Consider the following 16,955-nt stretch of genomic DNA (forward strand, 5'->3'; position numbering starts at 1 on the left):
GGCGCGAGCGGTCCGAGCGGAGCTAGGGGGGTGCCAGGACCAATGGCGCGACGCATCGACGTGACCGGGGCGGGCGGCGTGCGCCTGGCCGCCTGGGAGTTCGGCGACCCGCCCAAGCGCGACCCGGCCGTACTCCTGCCGGAGCAGGCCGGACCACCCGGGCAGGAGGCCCACGGCCGGGACCGGTACGGGCCGGGGCTGCCGCAGGAGAGCCGGGCCGCTCCCGGTGTCCTGTTACTGCACGGTCTGATGGGCCGGGCCTCCCACTGGGCGTCCACCGCCCGCTGGCTCTCCGAACGGCACCGGGCCGTCGCCCTCGACCAGCGCGGTCACGGGCAGAGCGGCAAGTCCCCGCAGGCGTCCTTCACCCGGGAGGCGTACGTCGAGGACGCCGAGGCCGCGCTGGAACAGGTGGGCCTCACCCATGTGGTCCTCGTCGGTCACGCCATGGGCGCGCTGACCGCCTGGCAGCTCGCCGCCAAGCGCCCCGATCTGGTGCACGGTCTGATCATCTGCGACATGCGGGCCTCCGCGCTCGGCGCGGCCTCGCAGCGCGAGTGGGCCGACTGGTTCCAGTCCTGGCCCGTCCCCTTCGCCACCCTCGCCGACGTACGCAAGTGGTTCGGCGAGGACGACCCCTGGGTGGAGCGCCCCAATCCGGCCCGCGGTGAGTTCTACGCCGAGGTCATGCACGAGTCCTCCGACGGCTGGCGTCCCGTCTTCGAGCCCGGGCAGATGCTGAGGTCCCGCGAGACCTGGGTGTACGACGCGCACTGGGAGGAGCTCGCCCAGGTCCGCTGCCCCGCCCTGGTCGTCCGTGGCCAGGACGGCGAGCTGGGCCGCGCCGAGGCGCAGGAGATGGTCCGGGTGCTGCCCCGCGGGCAGTACGCGGAGGTGGCCGACGCCGGTCACCTCGTCCACTACGACCAGCCGGAGGCGTGGCGGGCGGCGATCGAGCCGTTCCTGGACGGCGTACTCACCCCCTGACAGCCCCTGACGCCCCTGACAGCCCCTGACACAGCCCTGAGCCGCCACCTGGCCGCCTGCCGGCCTTCGCCGGCGCAGGCCGCCCGCCTCAGCCCTTGCTGACCGCCGCCAGGATCTCCGGCAGCCGTGCGGCGGTGCGCGGGGCCGCCAGGCGCAGCCCGAGCGCGGTGAGCGCCGTCCCGTACCCCGCGCCCACCGGCAGCAGCAGCCAGGTCCACGCGTCGCCGCCCGCGCTGACGTTCAGCCAGATCGTCAGCGCGAGGACCGGGGCGCACAGCAGCGCGGCGGCGACCATGCCGCCGAGGATCGAGATCAGGGCGAGCCCGCTCTGCCCCGGCGCCACGTTCTTGTAGCCCTCCTGCGGGATGGAGTACGGGAAGCGGGCCGAGGTCCAGGCGCCGGTCGCCAGCATCGCCCCCAGCAGCGCCAGGGACAGCCCCAGCACCTCCGGCAGCCGGCGCCAGTCGCCGAGCACCGCGGTCGTCAGCACGGTCACGAGGGTGGCGTACGGGAGGGTGATCAGCAGCAGCGCCAGCGCCCGGGCCCGCAGCTCGGCGTACGCGTCACGCGGGGTGGAGATGGTCAGCGCGACCATCCAGAACGCGGAGGTGTCCTGGCCGAACTGGTTGTACATCTGGATGCCGAGCATCCCCGCGGCGAAGCAGGCGAAGTAGATCGAGCCGGTGCCCTGCAACGCGTTGAACACCGGCACGATCAGGCCGATGGCCAGCGACGTCACCCAGGCCGCCTTGGTCTTGGGGTCGCGCCAGATGTAGCGCAGGCTGCGCTCCATGACGGTGCCGGTGCGGCCGGCCGGGAGCAGCCGGGCCGGACCCCACGACGTACCGCGCTCGCGGCCCTCGGACTCGGTCCGCTGCACCGTCGAGCCGTCGGGGGCGGTCATCAGCCGGGTCAGACTGCGCGCCCACGCCGCCACCAGCAGCACCAGCGCGCCCACGGTCAGCGCGAGCTGGGCGGCCGCGGTGCCGTACGCCCCCCGGCTCACCGAGTCCACCGCCCCGACCGCCGACGCGGGCGGCACCCACCGCACCACCGCGTACACCGGGTCGAGCGGTGCCAGACCCGACACGCCGAGCCGTTGCGCCCCGAAGTTGACCACCTGCGCGCCGATCGCGATGACCAGGCCGCTCAGCACCGCGAGGTCGCGTCCCCTGCGGCTGGTCAGCAGCCGGATGTTGGCGATCGCGACGGCCCGTGCGAGGGCCACGCAGACCAGCAGGGCCAGGGCGACGGCCACGGCCGCGACGACCCCCGCCGCCGTCCCGTGCGCCACACAGACCGCGCTGCCGGCCAGCAGCATGACGGTGACCAGCGGGCCGACGCCGACCAGGGAGGCCGCCAGCAGCGCCCGTACCAGCGGCCGGGGCCGCAGCGGCAGCATCACCAGCCGGGTCGGGTCCAGGGTCTCGTCGCCGCTGGGGAAGAACAGCGGCATCACCGCCCAGCCCAGCGCCAGCACCGCCGTCAGCAGCCCGACCAGGGACGCGGCGTGCGCGTGGCCGCGCAGCGCGATCAGCCCGAGCAGTTGCAGCGCGGCGAAGAGCAGCGCGACGACGGCGGAGACGACGAAGGCCGCCCGCCGTCCGCCGGACTGCCGCAGTCCGTTGCGCAGCAGGGACAGCTTCAGCCGGACGACGGTCGCCGTGAGGCCGGCGGGACGGGGTGCGCCGGGACCGGCGGGAACCGGCACGGGACGGAGGCCCGCGGGGCCGGCGGGACGGGGGTCGGCCGGATGCGTCATCGGGATCCGCCGCCCAGCCAGTCGAGTTCGGAGCCGGTGTCGCGGCTGTTGGCGCCGACGAGTTCGAGGAACGCCTGCTGGAGCGTGGGCGCCCCGCCGCGCACCTCGTCGAGGGTGCCCTGGGCGCGGATGCGGCCCGCGGCCAGCACGGCGACCCAGTCGCACAGCGACTCGACCAGCTCCATCACATGGGAGGAGAACACGACCGTGGCGCCCGAGGCCGTGTACCGCTCCAGGACGCCCCGGATGGTCTGCGCGGACACCGGGTCGACGCCCTCGAACGGCTCGTCGAGGAAGAGGACTTCGGGGTTGTGCAGCAGCGCGGCCGCCAGCCCGATCTTCTTGCGCATGCCGGTCGAGTAGTCGACGACCAGCTTGTGCTGCGCGCCGGCCAGGTCGAGGACGTCGAGGAGCTGGGCGGCGCGCTTGTCGACCTCGGCGCCGGGCAGACCGCGCAACCGGCCTGAGTAGCCGAGCAGTTCACGCCCCGAGAGCCGGTCGAAGAGCCTGAGTCCTTCCGGCAGCACGCCGATCCGGGCCTTCACCGCGACCGGGTCCCGCCAGACGTCGTGCCCGACCACCTCGACGCGGCCCTGGTCGGGCCGGAGCAGGCCGGTCACCATGGACAGGGTGGTGGTCTTCCCGGCCCCGTTCGGCCCCACCAGCCCGATGAACCTGCCCGCGGGCAGTTCCAGGTCGATCCCGGCGACCGCGACCTGCTGCCCGAACCGCTTCCAGAGCCCCTGCACGCGTACGGCGGCTGCGCCCACCCCTGCTCCCTGCGTCATGGATGCACCCTACGACCGGACGGAGCGCTTCGGCGGGGCGGTACGGCGCGCGCCCTACCGGTCCCGGCCGCACGCGTACGCCAGCGGAGAGATCAGCTCCTCCGCGTCCGGCAGCCACCGGTTGGCCGGGGTGGGCCGGCACGCCCACTGCACGGCCCCCCGCGAACCGAACCGGGTGGGCGGCCCGGCCACGTACGCCCCCTCCCCGAGCGCGACCAGGTCCAGCGAGGCCGGGGACCACCCCAGCCGGCGCACCAGCTCGGGCACCTTCGCGCACGCCCCGGGCAGCACGAAGAAGTACATCCGCCGGTCGGGCGCCGACGTCACGGGACCGAGCGGGAGCCGCATCCGCTCCATCCGGGCCAGCGCCAGGAAGCCGGCCGTCTCCGGCACCGAGATCGCGTCGAAGGTACGGCCCGTCGGCAGCAGGATCGACGCCGTCGGCCGCCACTGCCACATCCGGCGCACCACGGTCGCGCTGCCGGTCGCCTGCGTCGCCCAGTCCTCGCGCGCGGGATGCGCGCCCGGCGCGCCGCACCCGGCCCGGCCGCAGGAGCAGCGCTCCACCCCCGCGACGGCTTCCAGCCAGGTGCCGGGGACCACGTCCCAGTGGCGTTCCTCGGCGTAGCGAACGGCGGTCTCCAGCAGTGATTCCCCGCGCTGCTGCGGCATCTGGGCGGCTTCGGCGGCCGGGATCGTCTCTTCCACGCCCACTCAACTCCCCGGCCCACCTCGGGTTACGGTCCCGGCGCGCGCGGGGGAGGAGCACTGCTTTCGCGTCCGGGGCGCATGGATGCACGTGCGGGGGCGCGCGGGAGGATCCACGGCGGAAGTGGGTAGCCACGAGTGGGGTCGGCTTCCACCTTTACCCCGGCAATCCTCGTATGTCTGGCATTTTCGCTATGTCCGTTGGGCATTGATCTTCGAGGCCGGATCGACTCGGCGGAACCGACCGGGTCCGGCCAGCGAAGACACGTCAACTCGGTGCGTGGGCAGGCACCGCAGCCACAGGGGGTTCAGCCATGGCCGCAAGGCCTCTCGTCGCCCGGCAGCCGAACGAACGGTTGCAGGCGCTCATCCAGGAAGCGGGTTGCTCGAACGCCGGGCTGGCCCGCCGGGTCAACATGTGCGGCGCCGAACACGGCCTCGACCTGCGCTACGACAAGACGTCCGTGGCCCGTTGGCTGCGGGGGCAGCAGCCGCGGGGGCGGGCCCCGGCGGTCATCGCCGAGGCGCTCGGCCGCAAGCTGGGCCGTACGGTCACGATCGACGAGATCGGCATGGCCAACGGCAAGAACCTCGCGTCGGGTGTCGGTCTCCAGTTCTCGCCGACGGTACTGGGGGCCATCGAGCAGGTCTGCGAGCTGTGGCGCAGCGACGTCGGACGCCGGGACTTCCTGTCCGGGTCCTCCGTCGCCGCGTCCGCGCTGGTCGAGCCGAGCCGCGACTGGCTGATCTCCGTGCCGGACTCGCAGGTGGCGCGGGCCGCGGGCCCGCGCGTGGGCCAGTCCGACGTGACGGCCGTACGGGCCATGACCCAGGCGCTGGTCGACCTGGACCACCAGTACGGCAGCGGGCATGTGCGCCCGGTCGTCGTGCACTACCTCAACAGCGTGGTCTCCGGGCTGCTGGCCGGCTCCTACCGGGAGGCGGTGGGCCGCGAGCTGTTCGCCGCGGTGGCACGGCTGACCGAACTCGCCGGTTACATGGCCGTGGACACCGGGCAGCCGGGTCTGGCGCAGCGCTACTACATCCAGTCGCTGCGGCTGGCGCAGGCGGCGGGCGACCGCGGGTACGGCGGCTATGTGCTCGCCGCGTCCATGAGCCATCTCGCCGCGCAGCTCGGAAACCCGCGGGAGATCGCGCAGTTGGCGCGGGCGGCCCAGGAGGGGGCCCGGGGCCGGGTGACCCCGCGGGCGGAGGCCATGTTCTGCGCGGCGGAGGCCCGCGGGCACGCGCTGCTCGGCGACGCGCGGGCGGCCCAGATCGCCTCGGGGCGCGCGGTGTCGGCGATGGAACAGGCGGACGCGGCCGCGGGCGACGACCCGGCGTGGATCGCGCACTTCGACGAGGCCTATCTGGCCGACGAGTTGGCGCACTGCCACCGCGACCTGGGACAGGCCGAGGCGGCGGCGCGGTGTGCGCAGGAGTCCCTGGCCGGGCACCCCGAGTCGCGGGCGCGACGGCGGGCCATCGGCTATGTCCTGCTGGCCACCGCCCAGGTGCAGCAGCGCGAGATCGAGGAGGCCTGCAACACGGGCCTGAAGGCGGTGGAGTTGCTGGAGACGCTGCGTTCCAACCGGGGCGCCGAGTATCTGGAGGACTTCCAGCAGCGGCTGGATCCGTACCGTGACGAGCCGGTGGTGCGGGAGTTCGGGGCGCGGCTGGAGCTGCCGGCGGCCGCGTGAACACTGGGGGCGCCGCTGCGTGAATCTGCGGGAAACGGCCCGCCGGTGCGCGGGAGCGGGCATGAACAGCGCACGGCGCCCCGGATCTGTTACTGAGGTCACAAGGAGGCAGGTCAGGTCCTGAGCTGCGTAGCACCCGGTTCCGGGGACCCGGTAGCGTGGGCCGACGATCCCGAAGGTCCCCCATTCGTAGGAGTCCCGGTGACGCAGAGTGGACAGGGCGAGGAGCCCTCGGCGCGGTCAGCGCGCGAAGGCATCGTGCTGCCCTCCGACGGAGGCGAGCCGGTGCTCCCCGGCAGGACGGCGGCGCCCGCCGGCCTGCCCTACCAGAGCTATCAGGACAGCGCTCAGCAGTACGGCCAGGCGTACGGTCAGGACACCGCCGGCGCGGCACCGGCCGGCGGGCAGGCCTGGGGCGGGGCGTGGGGTCCCGGCCAGCAGCCGGGGGCGGCCCAGCCGCCCGCCGCGGACTGGCCGTCCGCCGAGCCGGCCTGGGGCGGGCCGCAGGCGGCGTCCTCCGCGCCGTCCTGGCCGCAGACCTCCGGCGGCGCGGGCCCGATGCCGCCGGAGAGCCCGCAGCACGCGGCGTACGGCGCGCCGCTGCCGCCGGCCGCCCACGAGGGCGCCACCCAGTTCATTCCGCCGGTCCCGGCCGCGCCCGGCGGTGTCGAGGGGGCCACGCAGTTCCTGCCGCCCGTCGTCGCGCCCGCCGTGGACGAGGGAGCGACGCAGTTCATACCGCCGGTGGGGCCCGGGGCCCTGCCGCCCGAGGCGGTGGCCGCCGGGTTCCACCCCGACGCCCAGGCGACGCAGTACATCGCGCCGGTGCCCGCGGACCCGTCCGCCGGACCGTACGGCGGGGGTATGCCGGGTGACGGCGGCGACCGGCAGCCGCCCGCCGAGTTCGACAACCTGTTCCGCAACGACATGGGCGGTGACGTTCCGGCCGGGTCCACGCAGCAGCTGCCGCGCATCCCGCAGCACGACACCGGACCCGCGGCGCACGGCTACCCCGGGCAGGCCTCGTACGCCCCGCCCGCCGGTCCCGGCACGGGCCGCCGCGGCGCCCGCGACGACGACGGCTGGGGTTCCGGCCACCAGGGCGAGGACGGGGGCGGCCGCGGCCGTTCCCGGGTGCCGTTGATCGCCGGCATCGGCATCGCCATCGCCGTGGTCGGCATCGGCGCGGGTTCGCTGCTCGGCGGCGGGGGCGACGACAAGGGCGAGGCGGGCTCGACCGCCTCCGCCTCGGCGTCGGCGAGCCAGGGCGCCGCTCCCGCGGCCGGCGGCGACGGGGCGAAGGCGCAGGCCGTGGAGCTGGACAAGCTGCTGGCCGACAGCGGCAGCAGCCGGGCCGCGGTCATCGCGGCGGTCGCCGGCGTCAGGTCCTGCGACAACCTCGGCCAGGCGGCCGCCGACCTGCGGGACGCGGCCAAGCAGCGCAACGAGCTGGTCACGAGGCTGTCCGGGCTGTCCGTCGACAAGCTGCCCGACCACGAGCGGCTGACCGGCGCGCTCACCGAGGCGTGGAAGGCGTCCGCGTCGGCCGACACCCATTACGCGGCCTGGGCGGACCAGACCACGGGGAACGGGAAGTCCTGTAAGAAGGGCCAGGCCCGCAGGACCGGCGAGTCCCGGGCGGGCGACGCGGCGAGCGGCACTGCCAGCGCGCAGAAGAAGAAGGCCGCGCAGCTGTGGAACACGATCGCGCGGAAGTACGGCCTGACCGAGCGCCAGTCGACCCAGCTGTGAGGATCGTGGGCCGGGATCACCCCTCCCGGCCCTGGTTCGTCGGCTGATCCCCGTGGACCGGGATCCCCCTCCCGGTCCTTCCGTCAGCTGGGCTCGACGGGCCGGGATCCCCCTCCCGGCCCTCCCGTCAGCTGAGCTTCGCTTCCTCCAGCGTCTTGGTGACGTCGATGAAGCCCTTCTTGCCCGAGACCAGACGCCCCTTGGTCACGACCTGGACGGTCACGTCGGCGTTGGTCAGGCGGGGGAAGCCGACGGAGGCGAGGCGGTCCTGGAAGCGCCACCGCAGGGTCGGCGTCAGACCGCCCGTACCGATCTCCAGCCCGTCGTCCAGCGCGTGCCGCACGGTGTCGGCGGACACCTCGCCGCCGGCCAGCGACTCGACGATCCGCTTGAACGCGGTGTACGCGATGTACGTCGTCTGCACGCCGGCGTCCGCGGGGTCGATCCGGTTGTCGGAGAAGGCCTGCTCGCTGATCACCTTCTTCATGTTGTCCCAGCGGTCGTCGTTCGCCGCCGGGTACCAGCCGGTGATGTACGCGCCCTCGTACGGGCCAGAGGCGCCGCCGGACGCGTCGATCACGGTCTGGTCGACGCTGCCGAGCACCGTGGCGGTCCGCACGGACGGGTAGTCCTCGCGGTCACGCCGGAACGAGTCCATGAAGGTGCTGGTGGCGTCCCCGAGCGCGGGCACCACGCACCCCTGGTCGTCCTTCCCGCCGCCGGAGGTGGCGACCGCCCGAAGGGCGTCCTCCGACTGCTCGGAGTACTCGGTGGCGTCGTCCTCGGCCAGCACGTCGACCGTCGGCGCGTGCTTGCCCGCCGTCAGTCCCGAGTTGAGCAGCTCCGGCAGGGCGTCCCCGGCGACATTGTCGGGGCGCACGAGCGCGACGGATCCGCAGTTGGCCGCGAGCTCCTTGCCGAGGCCGGCCAGCAGTACCGCCTGGCCGCCGTTGACCGGGTAGGAGAGCGGGCTGGTGAACTCGGAGTTGGTGATGCCGTAGCCGCCTATGTAGGGGATGCCGGCGCCTTCCAGCGGCGGGAAGAACGAGTCCGAGTACTGGCTGTAGGAGCCCAGGACCGCGACGGCGTTCGCCTTGACGGCCTGCCGGGCGCACTTCGCCGCGGTGATCGAGTCGTTCTTCTCGTTGCAGGTGATCACTTTGAGTTTGCGGCCCCCGGCCAGGCCGCCGTGCGCGTTGATGTACCGGGCGTAAGCCGCCGCGAAGGCGGGCATACCGGGTTTGTTGGTGGCGTTGGTGTCCTGGGGGGCCCAGGTCATCACGGTGATCGGGTCGTCTCCCGATGCTCCGTCGGTTCCGGGGATGGCCCCGCAGCCGACGGTGAGGGACGCGCATGCCACCAGTACACCCAGGGCACGGCGGACAGCTCTGGCGCGCCGGCTGGTGTGGGGAGGGAAGGTGCTGCGCGTGTGTTGCCTGCCAGTCATGAACATGCACGATTCCGCCACATCACTAACCGTGGAGTGACCTCGGGTCAACGAGTGGTGACGGGAAGGTGAATTACGGGGGGTGTCGAGAGGTCGGAGCGGAAGAACGTACGATCGGTGACCGTGCAAGGTACGGAGAACTCTTCCCGTCGCGGCCGTCGCTCATCCACCATGGGCGGCATGCCACTGAACGACATGCCCTGGTGGCGCTGGCGCAGCAACGTGCGTTCCGCGCTGCACATGCTCTCCGATCCGGTGTTCCAGCGGGACGTCTGGCTGGCCGGCCTGGACGGCTACGGCGACGTCACCGACGCCGTGTACCGCCTGGTCGAGGACACCTGGTTGGACAACTGGTCCGCCGAGAAGTACGTCGGCACGATCTTCCGCGACTCCCAGGAGGCGGCGCTCGTCGACACCGCCGTGCTGCGGGTGCTGCGGATCATGCACCAGGTCGGCCCGGACGCGCCCGTCTCCGCCTACGTCGACCACGAGGCGTGGCCGGAGGCGATACGTGCGGCGCGCGACGCCCATGTGCGTCTCGCGGTGAGCGACGGGGACGACCCGGACGCGCCGCCGCGCACCCTCGAAGTGCTTCAGATCATGACGCGGTCCGCGTAGCGGACGGTGCTCGGCCGGTGCGGGGCGGATATGGGACCCTGTGCTGCATGACTGAGCAGTCCACCCGCGCCGCGGCCCCGGCCGACCAGTACGTCCTCATCCTGTCCTGCCCCGACAAGCAGGGCATCGTGCACGCCGTGTCGAGCTACCTCTTCATGACGGGCTGCAACATCGAGGACAGCCAGCAGTTCGGCGACCACGACACGGGTCTGTTCTTCATGCGCGTCCACTTCACGGCGGAGACGCCGGTGACGCTGGACAAGCTGCGGGCCAGCTTCGCGGCGATCGGCGACTCCTTCCGCATGGAATGGCAGATCCACCGGGCCGCGGAGAAGATGCGCGTCGTCCTGATGGTCAGCAGGTTCGGGCACTGCCTGAACGACCTGCTGTTCCGGGCGAGCACGGGTGCGCTGCCGGTGGAGATCGCGGCCGTGGTCTCCAACCACAACGACTTCGCCGAGCTCGTCGGCTCGTACCACGTCCCCTTCCACCACATCCCGGTGACGAAGGACACCAAGGCCGAGGCGGAGGCCCGGTTCCTGGACCTGGTGCGCGAGGAGAACGCCGAACTCGTCGTCCTCGCCCGCTATATGCAGGTGCTGTCGGACGACCTGTGCAAGCAGCTCAGCGGCCGGATCATCAACATCCACCACTCCTTCCTGCCGAGCTTCAAGGGCGCCAAGCCGTACCACCAGGCGCATGCGCGCGGGGTGAAGCTGATCGGTGCGACGGCGCACTACGTGACCGCCGACCTCGACGAGGGCCCGATCATCGAGCAGGAGGTCGAGCGGGTCCGCCACGACGTCACGCCGGACCAGCTCGTCGCGATCGGCCGCGACGTGGAGTGCCAGGCGCTGGCGCGGGCCGTGAAGTGGCACGCCGAGCGCCGGATCCTGCTCAACGGCCGGCGGACGGTCGTCTTCGCGTAGGACGGCTACATCCGGCTCAGCGAGGCCGCGGCCAGCAGTACGTCCCTGATCGCCTCGCGGTCCCCGACCTGCCCCGCGGCCGCCTCCTCCGGCGGGACGTGTCCGGCCGCGAGTCGGCAGAACTCCACGCCGTCCAGGGCGACATGGGCCACCTCGTGGTCCGGTGAGGTGGTCGCCGCCGGGGAGTCCAGCGGGATCATCCACTCCCCGCCGCCGAGCCCCTCGATCTCCAGCCGCAGGCTGCGTCCCGGTGCGCCGGCCGGGACCAGATGCCGTCCCCGGCCCGGCGCGGCGAGTCCGGCGCGGCGGCGCTCGGCCAGGGCGAGGGGCAGCATCCGGGCCGCGAGGTCGATCATGCGGTGCAGATGGCGCGGGGACGGCGGGGCGTAGGGGTAGTCCACCGCCTCCGCGATGTCCTCCGCGTGCACCCAGCACTCGAAGGCGCGGTCCAGCATCGCGTCCCGCAGCGGCAGCGCGATCTCGGCGCCGTCGCCTGTGCTGCCGTAGGACACCGTCAGCTTCCCGGCGCTGCCGCCGGTGAAGGACACCGTCCGGACGATGTCGTGGCTCTGCTCCCGCCAGGGGGTGCGCACGGAGCGGGTGGGCGGGAAGTGGGACGCCTGCCAGTACGCCTCCGTACGGCTTCCCGGTGACGCGGTCCGGCCGGCCGGGAGGCCGGCCACCGGGTCGTCGAGGCCGAGGGCGGTCGCGACGAGACCGTCGACCGCCAGCAGATGCGCGATGACCCCGGCGACGGTCGTACGGCGGCTCGCCGTGGCGGCCCCGTCGAACCAGCGCAGCCGCACCGGCGCGTGCCACTCGGCGTCCCCGAAGTCCTGGAGCAGCGCGTCGAGGCGGGCGGTCTCGGCGTCGTAGGCGTGGGCCCAGTCGGGTACCGGGATGCGCGGCGGGCGCCGGTCCAGGCAGCCGGCCAGGACGCGGGTGCGCAGCCCCGGATCGAGGTCCAGCGGCTCGGGCGGGTGCAGCAGGCCGACCGCCTCGCGCAGCCGCCGGGCCTCGTCGGCGCAGGAGCCGCAGTCGCCCAGGTGCTCCTCGACGGCCGCCGTCTCCTCGGCCGAGCAGGCCGCCAGCGCCCAGGCGCCCAGCAGCGACTTCAGGACCGGGTGCTCCAGGGCGAGCGGGGCGGTGCCGGGTGCCGGGGCGGCGGGCTCGGGCAGCGGCAGCCCGGTGTCCTCGACGGAGGCGCGGGGCGGGGGTATGCGCAGCCGGCCCTCGTCCGGACCCCGGCCGTCGTCCGGGCCGCCCGGTCCGCCGGACCCGCGCCCTCCCTGCTCGTTCTGCACCGGTTCGCCCTCTGCGTTCTTTTCGTCCCCTTCCGGCCCTCCGTACGCGTCGTACTCGCCGCGCTCCTCGTACTCCCCGTACTCCTTGCGTTCCCCGTGTCCTTCGAGGTCCTCGTGCTTCTCGCTCGCACTCTCGTCGTCCGGGCCGAAGCGGTCCGCCCCGCTCACGCGGCACCTCCGTATTCGGGTGGTGCCCCGGAGGCGCCGGCGTCGTGGGCGGTGGAGAGCAGTTGCAGGCCCAGGCGGAGCCGGCGGCGGGCCTCGTCCTCGGTGACGCCGAGGTCGGCGGCGGTCTGGCGGTAGTCGCGGCGCTGGAAGTAGGCCAGGTCCAGGGCGGCGCGCAGGGGCGCGGGCATGGACTGGACGATGTAGTCGGCGCGGGCGGCGACCGAGGCGTGGCGCACCTTGAGCTCCAGCTCCTCGGCGCTCGCCCCGCCGTCGTCGCCGGCGAGCGCCGCGGTCCCGGTGGCGCGCAGCCGCTGCACGGCGAGACGGTGGGTCAGGGCGGCCACCCAGGTGCGCAGGGGTCCCGTCTTCGGGTCGTAGGCGTCCGGGTGCTCCCAGACATGGGCGAAGACCTCGCGGGTGACGCTGTCGGCGGCCCGCTCGTCTTCGAGCACGCGATGAGCGAGGCCGTGCACAAGTGAAGCGAACCGGTCGTAGAACTCGCCGAGGGCGGCCGCCTCGCCGCGTGCGAGGCGCTGCTGCATCTTGCGGTCCCAGCGGGGCGGTGCGTCCTTCTTCGCCATCGTGCCCCTCTCGCCGGTTCGTCCCTGAGATCAGCGTGCGCCCACCGTCTCCTCGAATGTAGTCGGCACGTCCGACAACGCACGCCCCTTTGTTGCAATGTGCGCCCCTGGGGCGGCCGTGAGTGGTAGCGAACCCGGCAGGATCCCGCGCGGGAGGGCTCCGATCGTTTGGCTACCCCGAATCCGGGCGATCAGACTCGATCGAACAGGATCGAAGACGATTGAAACAAGCCGTCTTTGGTCAGTCTTCGTTTTTTGGTCGGTGTTTCAGGGAACAGCCCGCTGGGCAGCCGCGCTGCAAGGAAGTGATGGGACAGCTTCCGTTTGGCGGACGAAGGGCGTGGTGGTGGCGTTCAAAGTGACCGACGGCACGCAGGGAGACTGGGCCGTGCTCCATGTGTCGGGCGAACTGGATCTGGTGACGTCGCCCACGTTGCGACAACGGGTGCACGACGTGGTGGCCGACGGCCGCCACCGACTCGTCCTCGATCTGTCCGGGGTGTACTTCTGCGACTCCAGCGGGGTCGGCGTCCTCATCGCGGCCCGCCGGCTGCTGCGCTCCTGCCAGGGTCACCTGCGGCTGGTCCTGCCCGCCCAGGGCGCGGTGGAGGGCTCGCACGTCAACCGGGTCTTCGGCGCGCTGGGCGTCCGACGGCTGTTCGACGTCCACCCGGACCTCGACACGGCGGTCGCCGCCGAGGAGTCGCGCCCGCTCTCCGCCTGAGGACCGGCGCACGGCCGCCCGCCCGCGCGGCGGCGGAGGGCTCCGGCCGACGGTCGCACCGTTGTCCCGGAATTCCCCCGGTCTTGGTGCAAGCGTCGTTTTCCCCCTCCCGGACGGCCTCCGGCGTCGTACGCTCCCGGTCAGAGGCACCAGATGCATCCGACGTGAGGTAAGGCGGACCGAGAAGACATGGTCAGCAGCGAGTACGAGCGCAGGATCGCCGCCCGGTTCGTCGTCTTCGACCAGGACGGCAACGGCTACATCGACCGGGAGGACTTCAGTACGGCGGCCAAGGCGCTGCTGGCGGAGTTCGGCACGGCGGCCCGCTCCGACAAGGGACAGGCCCTGTACGCGGGCGCCGAGGCGTTCTGGCAGGGCATGGCCGGCATCGCGGACCGGGACGGCGACCAGCGCATCACCCGGGAGGAGTTCGTCAACGGCGCGGTCAAGCGGCTGCACGACAACCCCGAGCGGTTCGGCGAGATCGCCCGCCCCTTCCTGCACGCGGCCCTGGGCCTGGCGGCGGCCGCGGACGGCACGGCCGCCGTCGCGGACACCGCGCGGGTGCTGGTGATCCTGGGCGTGCCCGAGGACCTCGCGCGCGCGACGGCCGCCGCGCTCGACATCGACGGCGACGGCCGGGTCGGCGAGGCGGAGATCGTGCCCGCCTTCGCCCGCTACTTCACCGTCCCCGAATAGCGCTCCCTGAGCCGGTACTTGAGGACCTTGCGCAGGGTCTCGTTGCGCGGCAGGGCGTCGACCACCTCCAGCTGCTCCGGCAGCTTGTGCACCGACAGCCCTTCCGCGCGCAGGTACGACGTCACCGCCTCCAGCGTCAGCCGCGCGGCGCCCGCGGGCTGTTCGACGACCGCGCAGACCCGTTCCCCGCGGTCGGCGTCCGGCAGTCCGACGACCGCGACGTCCCCGACCGCCGGGTGCGCGTGCAGCAGGTCCTCGATCTCCTTGGCGGAGATGTTCTCGCCCTTGCGGATGATGACGTCCTTGAGCCGTCCGGTGAGGACCAGATGGCCGGTGCCGGTGAGATGCCCGAGGTCGCCGGTGCGCAGGAACCCGTCGTCGTCGAAGGCCTCCGCCGTCTGCGCCGGGTCCAGATAGCCCTGGCAGACGGCCTCCCCCTTCAGGCGCACCTCCCCGTCCACGATCCGGATCTCCATGCCCCGCGGGGGCCGGCCCTCCGTCGTGGCCAGGTTCTCGGCCGTGTCGTCCGGCGCCCCCATGGTGATCATCGGCACCTCGGTCATGCCGTAGCCGTGGGTGAGCTGCACCCCCATCTCGCGCACGACGCGGTGGTAGAGCTCGGGCGGCTTGGGCGCCCCGCCGCCCGCCAGCAGCCGCAGGGTCGGGACGACCTTCTCGCCCGGCCGCCTGCGCTGTTCGGCGAGGAACATCGAGTAGAACGCCGTCGACCCGCCCGCCACCGTCACCCCGTGCCTGCGGTACTCCGCCAGCGCGTCCGGCAGCGCGAACTGCTCGAACAGCACGGCCGGGAAGCCGTACAGCAACAGCATCACCGTGTAGTCGGGTCCGGCGATGTGCGCGTAGGGGAAGGCCATCGAGCCCACGTCGTGCGCCGACAGCCGCAGCGCGTGGGCGAGACAGGAGCCGCCCGCGAGCAGCGAGCGGTCCGTGTGCAGCACGCCCTTGGGGTCGGAGGTGGTGCCGGAGGTCCAGTAGATCCAGCGCACCGAGGTCCCCTCGGCGGGCGGCGGGGGCAGCACGGCCGGGTCGCCGTCGGGCAGGCTCTCGTCCTCGTACGCCTCGAAGACGCCCTTCGCGCCCAGCCGCCGTGCCATCTCCGTGTGGTCGAAGCCCCGCAGGACGCCCGGTACGGCGAAGAACTCCGCCCGTGACTCGCGCAGGGCGAAGCCGACCTCCCGGTCCCGGTAGAACGGGATGACCGGGGTCTGCACCGCACCCAGCCGGGCCAGCGCGAAGGACAGCACGGCGGTCTCGATGCGGGTGGGCAGCTGCCAGGCGACCACCGTGCCGGGGCGCACGCCCCGGCCGTACAGCCCGGCCGCCACCCGCTCGGCCCGCGCCCGCAGCCCGCCGAAGGTCAGGGAGCGCCCGCCCTGGAGGAACACCGGACGGTCGGGGGTGAGGGCGGCGCGGCGGACCACCAGGTCCCACAGGGTGCGGGCGGAGCTCAGCGAGTGTGCGGTGTCGTCCACTTCGGCCCCCACGGATAGCTGACGATGTGTCAGATGCTGCGCAGAGCGTAGGCCCGGCCGCCTTGCCGGTCCAGGGGTGCGCGGCTAGCCTGCTCGGCAGCGGCGATCTGACGGACTATCAGATGGGTGCGCCATGGACCTCTCCCACACGCCCGCCGAGGAGGAGTTCCGCGCGGGGCTGCGGGCCTGGCTCGCGCGGGTGCTGCCCACGCTGCCGGCGAAGCCGTCCCCCGGCGACTGGCCGGCCCGCCGGGCCTACGACCTCGGCTGGCAGCGGATGCTTCACGACGCCGGGTACGCGGGGCTGGACTGGCCCGTCGACGCGGGCGGCCGGGGCGCCACCCCGACCCAGCAGCTGATCTTCCTGGAGGAGACCGAGCGGGCCGGCGCACCCTACGTGGGCGCCAACTTCGTCGGACTGCTGCACGCGGGACCGACCATCGCCGCCGAGGGCACGGCCGCGCAGCGGACCCGCTGGCTGCCGCCGGTCCTGCGCGGCGAGGAGGTCTGGTGCCAGGGCTTCAGCGAACCGGGCGCCGGGTCGGACCTGGCCGCGCTGCGCACCCGCGCCCGCCGCGACGGCGACGACTATGTGGTGAGCGGGTCCAAGATCTGGACCTCGCACGCCGAAGTCGCCGACTGGTGCGAACTGTTGGTGCGCACCGATCCGGCGGCGCCCCGGCACCGGGGCATCACCTGGCTGGCCATGCCGATGGACGCCCCGGGCGTCACCGTACGGCCGCTGCGCACGCTCGCCGGGTCCGCCGAGTTCGCCGAGGTGTTCCTCGACGAGGTGCGGGTGCCGGTCGCCAACCGGGTCGGGGCGGAGAACGACGGCTGGCGGGTGACCATGGTGACCCTGTCCTTCGAGCGCGGCACGGCGTTCGTGGGCGAGGTGGTGGCCTGCCGTCGGGTGCTGGACGAACTCGCCCGCACGGCCCGTGCCGACGGCCGCTGGGACGACCCCGGGCTGCGGCGCAGGCTGGGCCTGCTCAACGCCGAGTTCCGCGCGCTGTGGCGGCTGACGCAGTGGAACGTGAGCGAGGCGGAGGCGGCGGGCGGCGCGGTGCCCGGCGTAGCGGGCTCGGTCTTCAAGCTGAGGTACTCGCACGCGCGTCAGGAGCTCTACGACACCGCGGCCGACGTGCTGGGCGCAGAGTCGCTCGACCTCGACCGGCCCTGGGTGCTCGACCGGCTGTCCTCGCTGGCCTACACGATCGCGGCCGGCACCTCGCAGATCCAGCGCAACATCGTGGCCGAGCGGATCCTCGGACTGCCGAAGGGACGGTGACACG

General features: G+C 73.3%; 15 protein-coding genes. 8 read left to right on the plus strand and 7 right to left on the minus strand.

What is annotated here, in order from left to right; all coding sequences use genetic code 11:
• The first annotated feature begins 42 nt into the window (after positions 1 to 42).
• Positions 43 to 987, plus strand: coding sequence for an alpha/beta fold hydrolase (locus tag ACZ7OY_RS15570; RefSeq protein WP_471911862.1), 945 nt, complete (start codon positions 43 to 45; stop codon positions 985 to 987).
• Between the two features lie 88 nt (positions 988 to 1,075).
• Here ACZ7OY_RS15570 and ACZ7OY_RS15575 read toward each other — a convergent pair whose 3' ends face one another.
• The 3 genes from ACZ7OY_RS15575 to ACZ7OY_RS15585 are packed head-to-tail and all read right to left on the minus strand — an operon-like array spanning position 1,076 to position 4,245.
• Positions 1,076 to 2,749, minus strand: a complete 1,674-nt coding sequence (locus tag ACZ7OY_RS15575; RefSeq protein ID WP_471911863.1) for a transporter — start codon at positions 2,747 to 2,749, stop codon at positions 1,076 to 1,078.
• Positions 2,746 to 3,537 (minus strand): ABC transporter ATP-binding protein, encoded by a 792-nt coding sequence (locus ACZ7OY_RS15580; protein WP_471911864.1) that lies wholly within the window; start codon positions 3,535 to 3,537, stop codon positions 2,746 to 2,748. The genes ACZ7OY_RS15575 and ACZ7OY_RS15580 overlap by 4 nt, the downstream gene beginning before the upstream one ends.
• Before the next feature lie 54 nt (positions 3,538 to 3,591).
• Positions 3,592 to 4,245, minus strand: a complete 654-nt coding sequence (locus ACZ7OY_RS15585; protein WP_471911865.1) for a bifunctional DNA primase/polymerase — start codon at positions 4,243 to 4,245, stop codon at positions 3,592 to 3,594.
• A 314-nt stretch (positions 4,246 to 4,559) separates the two neighbouring features.
• On the opposite strand from ACZ7OY_RS15585, the gene ACZ7OY_RS15590 reads away from it, so the two are divergent.
• Together ACZ7OY_RS15590 and ACZ7OY_RS15595 are read left to right on the plus strand one after the other, a co-directional pair.
• A complete protein-coding gene (locus tag ACZ7OY_RS15590; RefSeq protein ID WP_471911866.1) occupies positions 4,560 to 5,945 on the plus strand; it encodes a transcriptional regulator in 1,386 nt (461 codons plus the stop codon).
• 201 nt (positions 5,946 to 6,146) lie between these two features.
• Entirely contained in the window at positions 6,147 to 7,697 is a 1,551-nt protein-coding gene (locus tag ACZ7OY_RS15595; protein WP_471911867.1) for a hypothetical protein, read from the plus strand.
• Between the two features lie 127 nt (positions 7,698 to 7,824).
• Here ACZ7OY_RS15595 and ACZ7OY_RS15600 read toward each other — a convergent pair whose 3' ends face one another.
• Positions 7,825 to 9,144 carry an ABC transporter substrate-binding protein gene (locus tag ACZ7OY_RS15600; RefSeq protein WP_471911868.1) on the minus strand — a complete coding sequence of 440 codons (1,320 nt, stop codon included), beginning with the start codon at positions 9,142 to 9,144 and terminating at the stop codon, positions 7,825 to 7,827.
• Between the two features lie 117 nt (positions 9,145 to 9,261).
• On the opposite strand from ACZ7OY_RS15600, the gene ACZ7OY_RS15605 reads away from it, so the two are divergent.
• Entirely contained in the window at positions 9,262 to 9,762 is a 501-nt protein-coding gene (locus ACZ7OY_RS15605; RefSeq protein ID WP_384725563.1) for an SCO4402 family protein, read from the plus strand.
• Between the two features lie 47 nt (positions 9,763 to 9,809).
• Positions 9,810 to 10,691 (plus strand): formyltetrahydrofolate deformylase, encoded by an 882-nt coding sequence (gene purU / locus ACZ7OY_RS15610; protein WP_471911869.1) that lies wholly within the window; start codon positions 9,810 to 9,812, stop codon positions 10,689 to 10,691.
• 5 nt (positions 10,692 to 10,696) lie between these two features.
• On the opposite strand, the gene ACZ7OY_RS15615 is transcribed toward purU, so the two are convergent.
• Entirely contained in the window at positions 10,697 to 12,163 is a 1,467-nt protein-coding gene (locus tag ACZ7OY_RS15615; RefSeq protein ID WP_471911870.1) for a zf-HC2 domain-containing protein, read from the minus strand.
• On the minus strand, positions 12,160 to 12,744 hold the full coding sequence (locus ACZ7OY_RS15620) for a sigma-70 family RNA polymerase sigma factor (protein WP_351602538.1): 585 nt from the start codon (positions 12,742 to 12,744) through the stop codon (positions 12,160 to 12,162). Before ACZ7OY_RS15620 ends, ACZ7OY_RS15615 begins: the two co-directional genes overlap by 4 nt.
• A gap of 340 nt (positions 12,745 to 13,084) precedes the next feature.
• Here ACZ7OY_RS15620 and ACZ7OY_RS15625 point away from each other — a divergent pair, with 340 nt between their 5' ends.
• Positions 13,085 to 13,468, plus strand: a complete 384-nt coding sequence (locus ACZ7OY_RS15625; RefSeq protein ID WP_471911871.1) for an STAS domain-containing protein — start codon at positions 13,085 to 13,087, stop codon at positions 13,466 to 13,468.
• 189 nt (positions 13,469 to 13,657) lie between these two features.
• Complete coding sequence (locus ACZ7OY_RS15630; protein ID WP_471911872.1) at positions 13,658 to 14,167, plus strand: EF-hand domain-containing protein; 510 nt, start codon at positions 13,658 to 13,660, stop codon at positions 14,165 to 14,167.
• Here ACZ7OY_RS15630 and ACZ7OY_RS15635 read toward each other — a convergent pair.
• Positions 14,146 to 15,660 (minus strand): class I adenylate-forming enzyme family protein, encoded by a 1,515-nt coding sequence (locus ACZ7OY_RS15635; RefSeq protein WP_471911873.1) that lies wholly within the window; start codon positions 15,658 to 15,660, stop codon positions 14,146 to 14,148. The genes ACZ7OY_RS15630 and ACZ7OY_RS15635 overlap by 22 nt on opposite strands.
• Positions 15,661 to 15,793: 133 nt before the next feature.
• Between ACZ7OY_RS15635 and ACZ7OY_RS15640 the strand changes: the two genes are divergently transcribed.
• A complete protein-coding gene (locus tag ACZ7OY_RS15640) occupies positions 15,794 to 16,951 on the plus strand; it encodes an acyl-CoA dehydrogenase (protein ID WP_471911874.1) in 1,158 nt (385 codons plus the stop codon).
• Positions 16,952 to 16,955 lie beyond the last annotated feature (4 nt).

The sequence above is a fragment of the Streptomyces sp. NPDC107559 genome, from assembly GCF_055657365.1.